Source organism: Mammaliicoccus sp. F-M27 (assembly GCF_022387115.1).
Classification (GTDB): Bacteria; Bacillota; Bacilli; order Staphylococcales; family Staphylococcaceae; genus Mammaliicoccus; species Mammaliicoccus vitulinus.
Window position 1 is genome coordinate 104,733 of record NZ_JAJNIE010000005.1, and the last position, 15,477, is coordinate 120,209.

Consider the following 15,477-nt stretch of genomic DNA (forward strand, 5'->3'; position numbering starts at 1 on the left):
TAAAATTAGAGGAGCTAAATTATGTTTATATTAGAATTAATTAAAGCGATTATATTAGGTATTGTAGAAGGCTTGACAGAGTTTGCACCAGTTTCATCTACTGGCCATCAAATATTAGTAGATGATATGTGGTTGAAATCTAAAGCCTTCCTCGGAAGCGAATCTGCATTTACATTTAAAGTTGTCGTGCAATTAGGATCTATTCTTGCAGCGGCATGGATATTTAGAAGTCGATATATAGAAATGTTACATATTAAAGAAAATGAACAGAAAAAAAATCGATTAAAATTATCACACATCATCGTTGGTTTAGTCCCAGCAGGTATACTTGGCTTATTGTTTGATGACTTTATTGAAGAACATTTATTTAGTGTTCCAACCGTGTTAATTGGTTTACTACTAGGTGCTGTATATATGATATGTGCAGATATTTACTCAAAACGTGTTACAAATCCACATAAAGTAGATGCTATGAACTATCCAAAAGCATTTGTAATTGGTTTATCACAAGCGATAGCACTATGGCCAGGATTTAGTCGTTCAGGGTCAACTATTTCAACAGGTGTATTTCTTAAATTAGACCATAAAGCAGCATCTGACTTTACGTTTATAATGGCTGTTCCTATCATGTTTGCTGCCAGTGCAAAAGCATTATTAGGAAATTTACAATTCATTACTTTAGATCAAATTCCATTTTATATTGTAGGATTCATTGCATCATTTATATTTGGTCTTATTTCTATCAAATTATTCTTAAAACTTATTAATCGCGTTAAATTGATACCATTTGCTATTTATCGAATCATCTTAGTCATTGTTATAGCAATTGCTTACTTCGGATTCGGTATCGGTCAGAACATCGGCTAATACTTGTAACCGACAGTTTGAAGTTGATGTTAAAGGGTATTAAAATAAGATATATCAATAGAAATTAATATGGAGGAATAACTCATGAATGATAAAGTTAAACTAATCGTCAATACATTACCATTAATACTTGTACCATTAATTAAAGAACGTAAAAAAATTAAAGAACACCCAGATGTTAAACACGTTACTGAAACGACAGTTGATTTTTCTCATAAAGTTAAAGATAAATCTATAGAAACAAAAGAAAAAGTTTCCGAAAAATCTCAACCAGTCATATCTTATGTCGGACAAAAGAAACGCTTATACGACTATAACAAACAAATGAAACAACCTTTTAAAGAAGAGAAAAAAGAAGCAAAACAATTACAAAAAGAAATTGATCATTTAGATAAAAAACTTCAAAAAAATATAAGTGAACGACAAAAAGAAGAAGAAAAAGCACGCAAAGAAAATCAAAAAGATCGTCTTAAAGAACTTAATCATTATCTAAAACTTGAAGAAAAACAAGCTAAAAAAGGTGAAAAACTTCAAAAAGAAAATGAAAAAGATGTATCTAAATTAGATAAAAAACTTCAAGAAAATATTGAAGCACGCGAACAAGAAGAACAAAAATTAGAAGCTGAAAATAAAGAAAAGCGTATTAAAGAAATCAATGAGTTTAAAGAAAAAGAAAACAAGCAGCAATCAACACAAACGAAATCTTTAGAAGATGTAAGTTCAAAACAAGCTAAGCCGAACATTCAAGCATTAGTAAACGAACGCGTTAGAAATGAGAAAAAAGAACCAGCCAAGCATAAATTGTATAATCAACATAAAGCGTCTATGTCTCAACATATCAATCAATTCCCATATGATGAACATACAACAGAACATACAACATCTGAAAAAAGATCTCGTCGTAATAAATGATTAATCGAATCATTATAGATGGAGATGCTTGTCCAGTTACGGATGATGTCATTCGTATCACTCAACATACAAGCATCTCCGTTCTTATTATAAGAAGTGTTAATCATTTTTCATTAACTGAATATCCAGATTACGTTTCAACCATTTATGTTGATCACGGTGCGGATAGCGCTGACTTTAGAATTGTTAAACTTACAAAACCTGATGATATTGTTGTCACACAAGATTATGGACTTGCGAGCCTTTTATTAAATAAAGCACAGCATGTCATACACCATAAAGGTTATGCATACACAACAAATAATATCGAACAGTTATTAACGCAAAGGCATATCTCAGCACAAGTAAGACAACAAGGCGGTAGAACTAAAGGTCCTAAAAAGCTGACACAAGAAGACCATAAAGTTTTTTCGGAATTTCTATTACAGCTTATAAAAAAAGACAATGTCAGCAAGTGACATTGTCTTATTCTATAAGTTGATTTTTAGATTTTTCTAAATTGACTTTATCAGTTTCTTTCATTTGTTCAAGTTCTAGACGCATTTTATCTGTTTCTAGCAAATAATTTTCATGTTTAATTTTTTCAAGCTCTAACTCATCTTTAACACTTTGTGCTTTAATTTTTTCAATTTTAACTGTTTTAGATTGATGGTTTTTGACAAGGCCAGCCGCAGTTGAAATGAGTACGATAAGTACAACCATTAGAAATACATTCACAGGTAACCCCTCCTATCTTTATGAATGGAATTTAGAATTCTCTCATTATTATTATACTACATATTCGAAAGGAGTAATATACATGAAAAGAATCGCTGTATTTTGTGGTGCAAGCAAAGGTAACGACCCTATCTATACCGAGCAAGCTTATGCTTTAGGTAAGTATTTAGCAGAAAATCATTATGAATTAATTTATGGTGCTGGTTCAACTGGAATGATGGGGGCTTTAGCGAATGGTGTAATAGACCATGACGGCATTGCCATAGGTATTATGCCAAAATTTTTAGGGGATCGTGAAATCGCACATGATAGCTTAACAGAATATCACGTTGTTGAAACGATGCATGAAAGAAAACAAATGATATCTGACATATCAGATGCTTTTATTATGTTGCCGGGCGGAGCCGGTTCATTAGAAGAGTTTTTTGAAATATATACATGGGCTCAAATAGGTTTACATCATAAACCTATTGCCGCTTTAAACATTAAACAATTTTTCAATCCTTTAAGTTCAATGATTGATCATTTAATTTCAACTGAATTTGTAAGTAAAGATTATAAAAATTTAGCGATTATTGAAGACGATATTGATACATTATTCCATTCAATGAAAAAAGCTCAACCTGTTAAACTTCGAGATTATCAAAAGTAGCATGAAATGATTTTTCATCATATACATCAACGTTATTTAATTTAAAGAGGGCTGTCGTTACACCGACGCCTTCTTTTTTATTGCCCGTAAATGTTCCATCATAAATAACTGTAGAGCCACAAGATGGGCTATCACTTTTCAAAATCACTGTTTGCGCATCTAAATCTTTTATAATAGAAAGTGCCCTTTTCGCACCTTCTTTAAACTGATGTGTAACATCTTGACCAGATACTGTGACAACTTTTGCTTGTTCATTCCAAACATCATAACCGTCTCCACCAATAATTTCTGCTGGTTCTCTCGGTACTTGAAGTCCACCTAATATCTCAGGACAAACGCTTATCGCTTTTTTGTTATCAATTAAATTTTTATAAAACAAATCTAATTTATGATTACCGTCATACCTTACTTGCTCGCCTACTAAACATGCACTGATAACAATCATATAATCGACTCCTTATAAAACTTTATGATATAAAACATGTGCTGCTAAATGTTCGTCATGTATAACTTTAGGATGCAAAAAATTTCTAATGTGTTCCATTTCTAATTTTTCCATAACTCTTCTAGATGGTTTATTAATTTCTGACGTAAAGCTATAAACTTCATTGATGCCCTTTTCTTTTGCATACGTTAATACAGCTTCTGCCGCTTCGGTAGCTAAGCCATTACCCCAAACATCCTTATCTATACGCCACCCAATTTCATAAAACGGTAACTCTGGGAAGGTTAATTCACTATCTTCAGGAATGTAGTTAAGTCCTACCATGCCAATAAAGCTCTTAGTTTCTTTTAACTCCACAGCAAATAAACCAATTTCATGTTGGTTAATAATTGCTTTCATTTGATCAATAATATTTTTTGTTGCGCTGTAACTTAATATATCTGGAAAGTACCTTCTTACTTCAGGATTTGCATTCATACTTTGAAATTTAGCAACATCCTCGTCTTTCCAATTTCTTAGTATTAAACGTTTTGTTTCAATGTACTCAGTCATTTACTTCACCCAACCTTTATCATATTAAAAAAGGATGTACTATTATTTTAGCACATCCTTTCAAAAATTATGATCTTACTGAACTTCTAATGTGAAATCTTTTACCAGTTGGGCCTTCTATACTAAACATTCCGCCTTTTCCATCTACAACATCTAACTCTAAATTAGTATGTTTCCAATATTCATATTGCTTTTTGTTCATATAGAATGGTACACCTTCAATTTCACCTAGTTTCACATCTACATCTCCAATAATCAATGTTCCTTCAACGAATAACATCGGAGAGCTACCATCACAACATCCACCTGATTGATGAAAAATGAGATTTTCACCATGTGTCTTTTTTAAATCTCTAATGAGTGATCTGGCTTTTTCAGTAGCAGTGACTTGCTCAGTCATTTAGAACAGTCCTGCAGGCTTCTCGTCATAACTCACGAGTAAGTTTTTAGTTTGTTGATAATGGTCTAACATCATTTTATGATTTTCACGGCCAATACCACTCATTTTGTATCCTCCGAATGCCGCGTGTGCTGGATAAGTATGGTAGTTATTTACCCATACACGACCTGCTTGGATACCTCTACCAAAACGATAAGCTTTATTTTGGTTTCTCGTCCAAATACCTGCACCTAATCCATATAAAGTATCATTTGCCATTTCTAAAGCTTCATCATCATCTTTAAATGTCGCTAATGATAAGACAGGTCCAAATATTTCTTCTTGGAAAATCCTCATATCTTGAGTACCTTTAAAGATTGTTGGTTCAATATAGAATCCATTTTCTAATTCTCCAGATTCTTTGCGCACATTACCACCAACTAATACTTCAGCGCCTTCTTGTTTACCAATATCTAGATAACTTTTAATTTTCTCAGCTTGTTCTTGAGAAGTTTGTGCACCAAGCATTGTTTCAGGATCTAGTGGGTTACCTGTTTTGATTTGTTTAACACGCTCTATACATTTTTCAATAAATTTATCGAAAATATCTTCATGAACTAACGCTCTAGATGGACATGTACAAACTTCACCTTGGTTCAGTGCGAACATGACTAACCCTTCGACAGCTTTGTCTAAGAAGTCATCGTCTTCATCCATAATGTCTTTGAAGAAGATATTTGGTGATTTCCCACCTAATTCTAACGTTACTGGAATTAAGTTTTGACTCGCATTTTGCATGATGATACGACCAGTCGTTGTTTCACCAGTAAATGCTACTTTGTTAATATCTTCATGAGTAGCTAAAGCTTGTCCAGCTTCTGCACCAAAACCATTTACGACGTTAATTAATCCTTCTGGTAATAAATCTGCAATTAATTCAATAAAATGCAGAATAGATACTGGAGTTTGTTCAGCTGGTTTAAGCACAACAGCATTACCTGTTACGATTGCAGGTGCCAATTTCCATGTTGCCATTAATAATGGGAAGTTCCACGGAATAATTTGACCTACCACGCCGATAGGTTCTTTAAAATGATAAGCCACTGTATCATTATCAATTTGTGAAATAGATCCTTCCTCAGCTCTTACGACACCAGCAAAATATCTAAAGTGATCTACTACTAATGGTAAATCTGCTGCTAAACATTCTCTAATAGGTTTCCCATTATCAAATGTTTCAATAACAGCTAATTCTTCTAAATGCGCTTCTACACGGTCTGCTATATCTAAGAGTAATTGCGAATGTTCAGCTGGAGATTTTTTAGCCCACTCAACTTGTGCTTTATGCGCAGCTTTTACCGCTTCATCTACATCTTCTTTAGTTGAACGCGGAATTTTAGCATAAACTTCACCAGTAACTGGTGATCCATTATCAAAATACTCACCATTTTTAGGATCAACCCATTTACCACCAATAAAGTTTTGATACTTATCTTTTACTTTGTATTTTGCATTTGTTGCAGTTGGATATTCAAAAGCCATTTTAAAACGCCTCCCTTAAATTGATTACATATTAATTTTAATCTAGGGGAGCGCTTTCATCAACTAAAAAGCATTTTATAATAATGATATAAAGTTACAGAAAAAGTTACAAATAATATTATACAATTGGTGCATCTAGTTTAATAATTTTATATTTTAAAATCTTACGATTTTGAAAGTGCATGCTTGCCTGGGGGTATGGCTCGAGCCTGTAGTCGCGCGCGGCATACTATTCCCCCGGGCGTCAGCACTTTGCAAAATCGTGGAGAATAGTCCAAGCGATATTAGGGTTACAGTGTTCAATAAGCGCTATGGATAAAGCGCACGAAGACCTAAGAGATATCGTGCGATTCTGGTAAAATATGGGTGAAACGCACGAAGACTTAAAAGATATCGTGCGATTTTGGTAAAATATGGGGAAAACGCACCAAGACTCAGAAGATATCGTGCGATTCTGGTAAAATCTGGATAAATCGCACCAAGACTCAGAAGATATCGTGCGATTCTGGTAAAATCTAAAATACATAAATTGGTTTAGCTTTAATGGCTACCAATATAAGAAAAAGAGCGTAAATTCATATTTATTTAAGAATTTACGCTCTTTCTCATTAATCTAGGATATTAATGTCCTAGTCATCTTTTTGCTATTTATCATGTGGAGCTTGACTTGATAATTTCAACGACTCTATTTATCATGTGAAGCCTGACTTGATAATATCAACGGGTCTATTTATCATGTGGAGCCTGACTTGATAAATTCAACGGTCCTATTTATCATGTGGGGCCTGACTTGATAATTTCACGGCCTCTATTTATCATGTGGACCTTCACTTGATAATTTCACGGCCTCTATTTATCATGTGGACCTTCACTTGATAAATTCAACGGCTCTATTTATCATGTGGCCCTCGACTTGATAAATTCACGGGCACTATTTATTCTACATTCATCGTTGTTTTAGCAATTACATTTCCGCCTGATAATACTTCTACATCTACATTATTATCGGCTTCATTGGCTATTTTAGTTTTGAAATACCAATCTGTTACGCCATTATTAATTTTTGGATTAACGGATTCAGACACACCTGGTGCTTGACCGTTAAACATGCCGACTTCTTGTCCGTCTTTATTCTTAATTGATAACTGGAATTTTTGATTTACTAATTGTGATTCGTCTACGTGGACAGTTATTTCAAATTTCTGTTGTCTTTGTACAGAAGTTGGCATATCGAATTCACTTTGGTTACTTTGTTTATTGCTACTACTTCCTGTCGAACCTTCACTACCTTCATTATCTGTGCTCGATTCCGTTTCGGATTCATTGCTCGTCTCAGTATCAGTAGCACCATAACTTCCTGAGGCATATGTGGAAGCATCATACCATTTATAACCTTGCTTTGGTGTACCCCAAGGTTCTTTTTCAACTTCACTACTGTTTTTTGGTTCTTCAAAATTTAATAAAGGGGTCTGTTCATCAAGTTGTATGCCCATTGAAGAAAAATCTTTATCGCTTTCTTTCTTATTCAACCATTCAACAATTTGCATGTTCATTTTTTGGTTATCTTCTTCTTTAAATCCGTCATATGTTTTCTTCGTTTCACCGTTGTCTTCTCGTTTATATTTTGGAGATTTATCTTCTACCATTGAGGAATCTCCTATAAATGCACCTTTACCTTCATCTACTTTACTAATCGCGATATAAGGACCTTCACTTTTTCCACCACCATTATATATACCTTGGTCGACGGCATGATTCCACACATCATCTTTCGATAATTTTGGAACAAATGCTATACCTTTTGCTTTATTAGGATCTGTAATTGCCATCGTAGATCCTGCATGCATCGACACTGCATTGACACCTTGAGTAATGCCAAAGCTATCTTTATCATTGGCTAAATCGTCTACTTTAATATTTCCAAGTGCATTATATCTAAATCTTAAACCAAAGACATCATTTAAAAAGTCTCTACTTTCGACATCTTGCATTTTTTCAGAATTACTTTCTTCAGATGTCATACCTTTTGTAGGATTATCATAAGCCCCTCTTCTATAACCATTCATAACTTCAGATGAATCCCATCGATTAAAGTTGCGGTCAGCATTATAATGATCACTAATCATCAACGTACTACCACCTGATTTTACATATTTCTCAATCGCTTGTTGTTCACTTGCTTTAAGTGGGTTATTGGATTCAGGTATGACAACAAGGTCATATTTTTTCATCGTATCGTATTCTAACAATTGATGAAATCCTAAATCTGTTACTTCATAATTTTCTTTCGTCAATGCTTCTGCAAAGTCAGAAAAGCCACCGTTAACGACCCAGTCTGCACTGCCAGCCGTTTGACCATGACTACTATCAAAAAGTACTTTCCCTTTTATTTCATCACTGTTTGGTGATAACACGACTTTTCCATCTTTCCCTTCTTTTTCACTCGCATTATTCGAGCACCCAACTATTACAAACGCTAATAGTCCTATTAAACTAATCAAGATAAGTTTCGATTTCATGATAATCTCCTTATGTATAAAATAAACCTCTAACAACACGTCATGTTAGAGGTTTTATTGATATTTTACGTTCTTCTAATATATGTCAGCAATTTAATTGTTACAGGATCTGTATCATAGTTTTTAAATCCTCTAGGAACTTCAATCGTTGCATCAATTAAATCATTAACATCATTAAAACGATATGTTACTTGATTGATGTTTGATTTGCGATTGAAAACAACAGCTTCAGATGGCCAACTTCTCACTTCACCTGTTGTTGACTGTAATGTACGACCAGTGATCGTTTCGATTTCATGCCCTAGTTCTAATAATGTTAATTTTTTTCCTTCAATCAAAACAAAATCTTTTTCATGCACGATGACATCCCTCTTTTCAATTAATCCTTTATAGTTTATTCCCTAATACAATTCAATCTAAACGCGACTATATATTCAATTTAAAAGATTTAACTTTATCAGTAGCGCCATCATATGTAGATGTCTTACTCACGCCACCATGAATGTTAAATGTTGCGGTATGATCTTTAATTGCTTTATAAGCTTTTTGAGATATCGGAATAGATTTTAAACTTTTCGTTTTTTCACCTGGTTGGTACTCATCCGTATTCTCTTTAGATTTTTTCATATATTTTTCATTGTGTGAATCTGGTATAAATGAAGCATAGTCAGAACGTTGTTTATGCTCTCCTTCTTGAATCGATGCAGCATTGTCATAATACAACTTTTCTTTTGTTGTATTTTCAGTCATCACTTCATACATGACAACATAGCCATCTTTAGCACCATTGAAAAGCAGCACTTGACCTTCTGGCATATTATTCACTTGGAAAATTTGTAAATGATCGATTGTAACTTTTATACCACTATCTTCAAATTGAAAATGTTTGTTATCAATGTCATTTACAAGTTCTACATCACCATTTGTTGATGTTCGAATTGTATTAGGAAAAGGCTTTTTTGCTGATTGCGCGTTACTTTCAGAACTTGAAGTTTCTTTTTTATTTTTAGTTTCTTCTTTTTCACTTTTTGATGTTTCAGTATCAGATTGATTTTCTTTTACTTCATCTTCAAGTTTTTTAAGTTCTTTTTCTTTATCTTTAATACTGTCTTTTAATTTTTCATTTTCTTTTTCTAAAGACTTTTTATCTTGTTGATAATCTTTAGATGATTGTTCTAAAGATTTAATTTCTTGTTTTAAATTTTGCTGTTCATCATCATCATTGCCACATGCTGCTAAAATAATTGATGAGCTCACCATAAGTAAAAGTACTTTCTTCATAGGTGTCGCCTCCCATATATAGTCTTAAATATTTTACCACACAACATGTAAGCTATCTATTGAAAACAAACTAGATGCTATTTCCTAGCACAATCATTTCATCATAATTGACAGACTCTCTTAATTTTAAAGCCATAGAACGGCTAATTTTACCTTCTTCAGTTAATTGATTAATCATTTCTCTTTGCATTCTTAAAGCGTAAATCTCCATTTCTGTATATACAGCTGTATGATTACCTTTGAAATAGTCAGGTGTTAATCTTTCAACTTTATTTAAATAAGAATCACATACAATGCTCATTTCAAATGCATTATCATCATTCATTTCTTCAGTTAATCTCTTCACAACTTGGAAATGCACTTCTTTAGTAATAAATCTCATTTCTTTTAAGTTTGCTTCAATAGTAAGTGAACTTGTCGCATTGACGAATGTTTTAATTCTTCTACGTCGAACAAACAACTTCAACATAAGTTTCCCTTTCGTATACAATGATGCATTCTTAAAGGTTGTTGAACGTTCTGTAATTTGTCTGTAATTATCAAATGTACTTTGTGAAATTTTATTGTCGCTAATTAACTTATCTAACGTTTTGAATTCTGTATCGATCGCGATTCTTTGCATGCGTTCTAGTTCTTTAATATCTTCATCTTTTTCGTCACTTTCTCTTAAAAATGACAGTTGCATATGATAGCTACGCGTAATTTTCCCATAAATATAGCTTGTTTCTTTACTATAAAATTCTTTTAAATGCTCTAATGCACCTTCTATGAGCAATATTTTAGCTGCATTAAATGTTAATAAGCTTTGATCTTTAGGCTTAGCTTTAGGCGTTACAAACGGTAATACAATTTGAGCCAATACTAAACTGATTAAAATTACACCAGTAGCAATAAAGAGCAAATGATCTCTATAAAGAAAATTTGTATGCTCTGATAATTTAAACGGTAACATTAAAGCGATAGCCAATGAAATCGTACCGTGAACGCCACATATGGTCATAATAAATGCATATTTAAAGCGATTCGGTTTATCAATTTGAGATTGAGGCGCTATGTCTTTACCGCTATTTAACATTTTTGAAAATCTACTCTCAGGTAAGTAGAAATATGGGTATGAAATAAGCACCCAAATATACCTAAATATATAAACTAATGCAGCTACAAAAAGCGTCATGCCAATAACGTGAACGACTTCATGTTGTGGTTCTTTTAATATATTAAACATAACTTCTGGTATTAAGAAACCTAATAAAATAAATACAAATCCATTTAATAAGTAACTTAATAAATCCCAAGTATGATTATAAGTAACTTGTTCTTTTGTAGTTGCTTGGGCAATTCTATCCTTTTCAACACCATGAATTAATCCAGCGATAACAGCAGCAATAATACCTGATGAATGGAAAGTTTCTGCGACGATATATACTAAGAACGGCGTGATCACCTGTATAAACGTCAACATATTTCCATTATTAACACCATTTTTAGTTAGATAAACGCGTAGTTGAACTACTCCATAACCGAGTATGAGCCCAACAATTGCGCCTCCGACTGCAGTGATAAGAAATTGACCAACCGCTCCAGATAATGAGAAAGATCCGCCTACTAATGCTGCTAATGCAATCTTAAATGATAAGATACCTGCAGCATCATTTAATAAAGACTCTCCTCCTAGAATTGTCATGGAACCTTTTGGTAATAATTTTCCTTTTGCAATCGCTTGAACTGCTACTGCATCAGTTGGAGAAACAATTGCACCAATAGCAAAACATGCCGCTAGTGGTAGTTCAGGCCAAACTAAATGTAATAAGAATCCAACTCCGAGAACTGTTGTAAATACAAGTACAAGCGCCATAGACATAACTGGCTTTAAATACCTAGCCAAATGGACACGTGAAACTGAAATACCTTCTAAAAATAATAGTGGTGCAATAATACCAACCATAAACACTTCAGATTCAAAGTTTAATTCAACCGGTATCGGAGATAAGAAAATAACAAACCCGATAATAATCTGAACAAAACTTAAAGGAATTTTAGAAATGTAATGGTGGATAATTGAACTTAGGATAATTCCCATAATGAACCATAAGAACCCTTCAAATATGGCCATAGAATTCCTCTCTTCTATTTAAAATAACTTTTTACGCATAATAATTTTTTCAACTTCATAGTCCATCGATTCATTAATATGAATCATATTTTTATTGTGAGCATGGACAGTTGAAACTATGGTATATGCACCCATTTGTTGTGCCCACATTTCTATCTCTTGCTTTAATTTTTTAGCGATACCTTTCTTTCTATGACTTTCAATGACAAGAAGATTATAAATTTTAACTTCTTTATCCTTATCATCAAATTTAGCCCATATAAAACCAACACAATCACCTTGCATAAAAGCACCAATTAATACACTTTTCTCATGTTCAAGTGAACGCTTGATAGCCTCATATTCTAGCGTTATAGCCAGTTTCATACTTTGTTTTTCATCTTTAAAAGATTCAGCAGCCATTTGGCTTACTTTATAAATATTCGCATCATCTTTTATACATTTCGTTTCAAACATTATTCTACCCACCTAATTATTATCGATTAATAATTTAATTGCCAAAATAAATATAATGATAAACATAATGATTTTTAATTTCTTTTCAGGTAACGAAACCGTCAAACGACCGCCAATAAAACCACCTAAACCTGAACCTAGTGCCAAACTAATTGCAAATGGCCAATTAACATAACCTTGAAAAATAAATACAAAAGTGGATAAAGATAAGTAAATCGTTATTACCAAAGTCTTCATGCACTGAACTTCGGCATAATTTAATTTAGGTATAATTAAATTTAAAGCGATAATAAATAAAAAACCTACAGCAGCTTGAACTACACCACCGTATATACCTAGCGCTAGAAATACAATTATTAGAAGAACTATTCTAAAAGTAGATAGTTTTTCAGTTTGTTTACTAGCATCTTTCCATCTTGTTGGAACAATCATAACGATTAAAACGAGAAGCATAATAATACCTAACATGCGGTTGAAAATAGCATCTGGGAGATTAATTGCATAATGCACACCAATAAAAGATCCAATAATAGCAGGTATACTCAACATAAGACTTAGCTTCACATTGCGCATTCCTTTTATGTAAAATACATATAACCCTATTACGTTTTGAACTAATATGGCAACCCTATTCGAAGCGTTCGCAACTGTAGTAGGTAATCCAAAAAATATGAGTAATGGTAGCACAATTAAAGATCCACCAGCCGAAACAATGTTAATCGTTCCAGCAAAAATACCTACTAAAAATACAATAAATAATGTCATGATCTCCAAGAGTTCACCACCTGTCATATTTAATAATATCGGAAAATTAATCATCTGTAAAAAGGATGAACCTCAAATTAGTAATGTTTTATTATAAAATACTTGTTAAAATGAAATTAATGAACAAAGAAAGGATAACGCTGATGAAAAAATCAACACGCGACCTTATAATTGAGAACAATGTAAAACGTTTAAGACTTAATAGTCACGACAGAGAAGTCTACGAAAATTACATAACATACGTACGCGCCAACTTAAGCATTAACGAATATGATTCAGAAAAAATGTTACTAAACATTTTGAACCATTTACTAAGCGCAGAAAAAGATGGCATGCATGCAATGGAGTTCTTTGATCATAACCCAAAACAACATGCAGATAACTTAATCAAAAACATGCCTAACCGCACATTCCAAAATATCTTTAAATTTATAGGATTACATATATTAATATTGTTAGGCATATTTTCATTTATAAGAGGATTTACAGGATTCTTCACCCAAATAGAATACACCTATCTATATACGTTTCTCATAACATTTATAACAGGCTTTACGATGATATTTATTTTTATATGGATGATATTCAAAGTAGTACAAATAAGGATATACAGCGAATCTAATTGGACGACACTCATAACAAACATTTTAATATGTGGAGTACTCGTACTGACGATATTAGCCTTTTATTTACCAGGATTCTATTTACAACTAGGACCTAAAATTCATATATCCAATTGGGCTTATATTATAATTTCATTCATACTCACACCATTAGGACTGTATATAGACCATCATCGAAAAATAGATCAACCCGATACAAGGTAGTATTACAAGCTTTATAGCCAAAAAAATCTTACGATTTTGAAAGTGCATGCTTGCCTGGGGGTATGGTTCGAGCCTGTAGTCTCTCACTCATACTATTCCCCCGGGCGTCAGCACTTTACAAAATCGTGGAGGATAATCCAAGCGAAATTAGGGTTACAGTGTTCAATAAGTGCTACGGATAAAACGCACGAAGACTATGGAGATATCGTGCGATTTTGGTAAAATATGGGTAAAACGCACGAAGACTCAGAAGATATCGTGCGATTCTGGCAAAATATGGATAAAACGCACGAAGACTCAAAAGATATCGTGCGATTCTGGCAAAATATGGGTAAAACGCACGAAGACTCAAGAGATATCGAATAATGGCTACCAGTATAAGAAAAAGAGCGTAAATCCCTATTTATTCAAGAATTTACGCTCTTTCTCATCAATCTAGTATATTAATGTCCCAGTCATCTTCTTGCTATTTATCATGTGGAGCCTGATTTGATAAATTCCACGGCTCTATTTATCATGTGGGCCTCGACTTGATAAATTCACGGGCTCTATTTATCATGTGGAGCGCGACTTGATAAATTCAACAGCTCTATTTATCATGTGAAGCCTGACTTGATAATATCAACGGGTCTATTTATCATGTGGGCCTCGACTTGATAAATTCAACGGCTCTATTTATCATGTGAGCCTTGACTTGATAAATTCAACGGCTCTATTTATCATGTGGAGCCTAACTTGATAAATTCAACGACGCTATTTATCATGTGAGCCCTGACTTGATAAATTCAACACAATCTCCATAACGCTCGAGCTCCTTAAAAGTTTTCATTCACAATTGCATATAAGTAATGATCTTTCCATTCTCCATTGATTCTTACATTTGCTCTGTTTAAGCCTTCTCTTATCATACCTGCTTTTTCTAATACTTTAACCGACCCTATGTTTGTTGGTTGCACGCCTGCTTCAACTCTATGAAATCCTAACTCATTAAATGCAATTTTGATAACTTCTTTTGCTGCGTATGTGGTAATACCTTTGCCATTATATGCTTGGTCTAATGCATACCCCATCATGCAACTTTGGATATTATGTCTTACGACTGCGAACAAATCGATTGTACCGATTATTTTATTTTCTTCAATTTGAACAATAACGTAATGGTACCCGTCATCGTTTTTCATATCTTGTAATTGTTTATCTATATTTTTTCTATAATTATATAGTTGGTAGTCTGCATTTTTACGATCTGCTGCTGAATAGTTTTCAAATAGCGTTCTATTTCTAATATCCAAATCTAAAAGTTCGTTTGCATCTTGTATTTTGACTGGTCGAATTTCAATCATGGTGCACCCCCGATTACTATTTATAATCTTAGTATACACATCCAGAGAAAAAACCTATAAAAAAAGGCATTTATTATAATTTCAACTTAATTATAATAAATACCTCA

Annotated in this window: 17 protein-coding genes and 1 pseudogene; 6 read left to right on the plus strand and 12 right to left on the minus strand. The window is 33.1% G+C overall.

The window, feature by feature from the left end:
• Window positions 1–21 precede the first annotated feature (21 nt).
• The 3 genes and pseudogenes from LQ598_RS07135 (at window position 22) to LQ598_RS07145 (ending at window position 2,237) form a co-directional block, all read left to right on the plus strand.
• A complete protein-coding gene (locus LQ598_RS07135; protein ID WP_016912914.1) occupies window positions 22–867 on the plus strand; it encodes an undecaprenyl-diphosphate phosphatase in 846 nt (281 codons plus the stop codon).
• Between the two features lie 84 nt (window positions 868–951).
• Window positions 952–1,545: pseudogene (locus LQ598_RS07140) on the plus strand (hypothetical protein); the annotation flags it as partial.
• A 233-nt stretch (window positions 1,546–1,778) separates the two neighbouring features.
• Window positions 1,779–2,237, plus strand: coding sequence for a YaiI/YqxD family protein (locus LQ598_RS07145; RefSeq protein ID WP_236590388.1), 459 nt, complete (start codon window positions 1,779–1,781; stop codon window positions 2,235–2,237).
• Between the two features lie 7 nt (window positions 2,238–2,244).
• Here the strand turns inward: LQ598_RS07145 and LQ598_RS07150 are convergent, their stop codons facing one another.
• The gene (locus LQ598_RS07150) at window positions 2,245–2,496 is read right to left on the minus strand and encodes a hypothetical protein (protein ID WP_016912917.1); all 252 of its coding nucleotides are present in this window, start codon (window positions 2,494–2,496) and stop codon (window positions 2,245–2,247) included.
• Window positions 2,497–2,578: 82 nt separating this feature from the next.
• Here LQ598_RS07150 and LQ598_RS07155 point away from each other — a divergent pair, with 82 nt between their 5' ends.
• Complete coding sequence (locus LQ598_RS07155; protein WP_103322627.1) at window positions 2,579–3,148, plus strand: LOG family protein; 570 nt, start codon at window positions 2,579–2,581, stop codon at window positions 3,146–3,148.
• On the opposite strand, the gene LQ598_RS07160 is transcribed toward LQ598_RS07155, so the two are convergent.
• The 10 genes from LQ598_RS07160 to LQ598_RS07205 all read right to left on the minus strand — a co-directional run bounded on the left by LQ598_RS07160 (window position 3,123) and on the right by LQ598_RS07205 (window position 13,200).
• A complete protein-coding gene (locus LQ598_RS07160) occupies window positions 3,123–3,593 on the minus strand; it encodes a 2-thiouracil desulfurase family protein (protein WP_016912919.1) in 471 nt (156 codons plus the stop codon). The genes LQ598_RS07155 and LQ598_RS07160 overlap by 26 nt on opposite strands.
• A gap of 12 nt (window positions 3,594–3,605) precedes the next feature.
• Window positions 3,606–4,145, minus strand: coding sequence for a GNAT family N-acetyltransferase (locus LQ598_RS07165; protein WP_103322628.1), 540 nt, complete (start codon window positions 4,143–4,145; stop codon window positions 3,606–3,608).
• A gap of 67 nt (window positions 4,146–4,212) precedes the next feature.
• The gene (locus LQ598_RS07170) at window positions 4,213–4,545 is read right to left on the minus strand and encodes a DUF779 domain-containing protein (RefSeq protein ID WP_016912921.1); all 333 of its coding nucleotides are present in this window, start codon (window positions 4,543–4,545) and stop codon (window positions 4,213–4,215) included.
• Window positions 4,546–6,066 (minus strand): acetaldehyde dehydrogenase ExaC, encoded by a 1,521-nt coding sequence (gene exaC / locus LQ598_RS07175; protein ID WP_016912922.1) that lies wholly within the window; start codon window positions 6,064–6,066, stop codon window positions 4,546–4,548.
• Between the two features lie 935 nt (window positions 6,067–7,001).
• A complete protein-coding gene (locus tag LQ598_RS07180) occupies window positions 7,002–8,585 on the minus strand; it encodes a DNA-binding protein (protein ID WP_239745391.1) in 1,584 nt (527 codons plus the stop codon).
• Between the two features lie 65 nt (window positions 8,586–8,650).
• On the minus strand, window positions 8,651–8,944 hold the full coding sequence (locus LQ598_RS07185) for a hypothetical protein (RefSeq protein ID WP_016912826.1): 294 nt from the start codon (window positions 8,942–8,944) through the stop codon (window positions 8,651–8,653).
• A gap of 67 nt (window positions 8,945–9,011) precedes the next feature.
• Window positions 9,012–9,866 (minus strand): SA0632 family lipoprotein, encoded by an 855-nt coding sequence (locus LQ598_RS07190; protein WP_016912827.1) that lies wholly within the window; start codon window positions 9,864–9,866, stop codon window positions 9,012–9,014.
• Between the two features lie 70 nt (window positions 9,867–9,936).
• A complete protein-coding gene (locus LQ598_RS07195; RefSeq protein ID WP_239745392.1) occupies window positions 9,937–11,979 on the minus strand; it encodes a cation:proton antiporter in 2,043 nt (680 codons plus the stop codon).
• Between the two features lie 18 nt (window positions 11,980–11,997).
• Entirely contained in the window at window positions 11,998–12,435 is a 438-nt protein-coding gene (locus tag LQ598_RS07200) for a GNAT family N-acetyltransferase (RefSeq protein ID WP_119608926.1), read from the minus strand.
• 12 nt (window positions 12,436–12,447) lie between these two features.
• Window positions 12,448–13,200, minus strand: coding sequence for a sulfite exporter TauE/SafE family protein (locus LQ598_RS07205; protein ID WP_050997840.1), 753 nt, complete (start codon window positions 13,198–13,200; stop codon window positions 12,448–12,450).
• A 143-nt stretch (window positions 13,201–13,343) separates the two neighbouring features.
• Between LQ598_RS07205 and LQ598_RS07210 the strand changes: the two genes are divergently transcribed.
• Together LQ598_RS07210 and LQ598_RS07215 are read left to right on the plus strand one after the other, a co-directional pair.
• The gene (locus LQ598_RS07210; protein ID WP_026023284.1) at window positions 13,344–14,027 is read left to right on the plus strand and encodes a DUF1129 family protein; all 684 of its coding nucleotides are present in this window, start codon (window positions 13,344–13,346) and stop codon (window positions 14,025–14,027) included.
• A gap of 225 nt (window positions 14,028–14,252) precedes the next feature.
• A complete protein-coding gene (locus LQ598_RS07215) occupies window positions 14,253–14,393 on the plus strand; it encodes a hypothetical protein (protein WP_239745393.1) in 141 nt (46 codons plus the stop codon).
• 449 nt (window positions 14,394–14,842) lie between these two features.
• On the opposite strand, the gene LQ598_RS07220 is transcribed toward LQ598_RS07215, so the two are convergent.
• Window positions 14,843–15,370: a GNAT family N-acetyltransferase gene (locus LQ598_RS07220; RefSeq protein ID WP_107556666.1), complete on the minus strand. Its 528-nt coding sequence runs from the start codon at window positions 15,368–15,370 to the stop codon at window positions 14,843–14,845.
• Window positions 15,371–15,477 lie beyond the last annotated feature (107 nt).

Excerpts from the sequence above, each read along its gene's own strand:
- LQ598_RS07180 (WP_239745391.1), bottom strand. The coding sequence starts at position 8,585 with ATGAAATCGAAACTTATCTTGATTAGTTTAATAGGACTATTAGCGTTT.
- LQ598_RS07160 (WP_016912919.1), bottom strand. The coding sequence starts at position 3,593 with ATGATTGTTATCAGTGCATGTTTAGTAGGCGAGCAAGTAAGGTATGAC.
- LQ598_RS07170 (WP_016912921.1), bottom strand. The coding sequence starts at position 4,545 with ATGACTGAGCAAGTCACTGCTACTGAAAAAGCCAGATCACTCATTAGA.
- LQ598_RS07155 (WP_103322627.1), top strand. The coding sequence starts at position 2,579 with ATGAAAAGAATCGCTGTATTTTGTGGTGCAAGCAAAGGTAACGACCCT.
- LQ598_RS07200 (WP_119608926.1), bottom strand. The coding sequence starts at position 12,435 with ATGTTTGAAACGAAATGTATAAAAGATGATGCGAATATTTATAAAGTA.
- LQ598_RS07220 (WP_107556666.1), bottom strand. The coding sequence starts at position 15,370 with ATGATTGAAATTCGACCAGTCAAAATACAAGATGCAAACGAACTTTTA.
- exaC (WP_016912922.1), bottom strand. The coding sequence starts at position 6,066 with ATGGCTTTTGAATATCCAACTGCAACAAATGCAAAATACAAAGTAAAA.
- LQ598_RS07205 (WP_050997840.1), bottom strand. The coding sequence starts at position 13,200 with ATGACATTATTTATTGTATTTTTAGTAGGTATTTTTGCTGGAACGATT.
- LQ598_RS07210 (WP_026023284.1), top strand. The coding sequence starts at position 13,344 with ATGAAAAAATCAACACGCGACCTTATAATTGAGAACAATGTAAAACGT.
- LQ598_RS07190 (WP_016912827.1), bottom strand. The coding sequence starts at position 9,866 with ATGAAGAAAGTACTTTTACTTATGGTGAGCTCATCAATTATTTTAGCA.
- LQ598_RS07135 (WP_016912914.1), top strand. The coding sequence starts at position 22 with ATGTTTATATTAGAATTAATTAAAGCGATTATATTAGGTATTGTAGAA.
- LQ598_RS07215 (WP_239745393.1), top strand. The coding sequence starts at position 14,253 with ATGGGTAAAACGCACGAAGACTCAGAAGATATCGTGCGATTCTGGCAA.
- LQ598_RS07195 (WP_239745392.1), bottom strand. The coding sequence starts at position 11,979 with ATGGCCATATTTGAAGGGTTCTTATGGTTCATTATGGGAATTATCCTA.
- LQ598_RS07165 (WP_103322628.1), bottom strand. The coding sequence starts at position 4,145 with ATGACTGAGTACATTGAAACAAAACGTTTAATACTAAGAAATTGGAAA.